The following is a 654-nucleotide window of genomic DNA, read 5'->3' as shown; positions in this document are numbered from 1 at the left end:
GATTACACGGAGCTCCTGCGGCGGCTGCGCGCCCGGAACCTGCCTTTCATCTGCGCAAATCCCGACATCGTGGTCGAGCGCGGCGAACGCATCATCTGGTGTGCCGGCGCGCTGGCGCGTGACTATGCCCAGCTCGGCGGCCGCACATTGATCGCTGGAAAACCATACGCGCCGATCTACAATCTCGCGATGAAGGAGGTCGCCGAGATTCTTGGCCGGCCGGTCGAGCGCAGCCGGGTGCTGGCCATCGGCGATGGCATGATGACCGATGTGAAGGGCGCCGCCGACAATGGCTTCGATGTTCTTTATGTCTCCGGCGGCATCCATGCCCGCGACTATGGCGATGCCTTGCAACCGGATCCGGCAAGATTGGCGGCGTTCCTGGAAAAGCATGGCTATGGTCCGGTGGCCGTCATTCCCAGACTTCGGTAGGTGACGATGGCAGCCTTCCAGCGCATCCTGGCAACCGCGCCGCTTCCCGCAGACCTGCGCGGCGGCGTGGTGGCGATCGGCAATTTCGATGGCGTCCATCGCGGCCATCAGGCGGTGCTCGAGCGCGCCTCCGCCGAGGCCGGACGGCGCGGCGCACCGGCCCTGGTGCTGACATTCGAACCGCATCCGCGCAAGATCTTCAGGCCTGATATCCCGCTGTCT

2 protein-coding genes are annotated in these 654 nt (G+C 65.1%); both read left to right on the top strand.

The window, feature by feature from the left end; all coding sequences use genetic code 11:
* The coding region (locus EN939_RS36885) for an HAD hydrolase-like protein (RefSeq protein WP_164751631.1) at positions 1-432 on the top strand (432 nt) is incomplete at its 5' end.
* A 6-nt stretch (positions 433-438) separates the two neighbouring features.
* Positions 439-654: adenylyltransferase/cytidyltransferase family protein (locus EN939_RS36880; RefSeq protein ID WP_164751630.1), on the top strand; the 216-nt coding region annotated here is incomplete at its 3' end.

Source organism: Mesorhizobium sp. M7A.F.Ca.CA.002.05.1.1, assembly GCF_003998335.1.
In the GTDB taxonomy this organism is placed as follows: domain Bacteria; phylum Pseudomonadota; class Alphaproteobacteria; order Rhizobiales; family Rhizobiaceae; genus Mesorhizobium.
The sequence above is the reverse complement of the archived record's forward strand: the minus strand, read 5'-3'. Positions and strand labels throughout refer to the sequence as shown.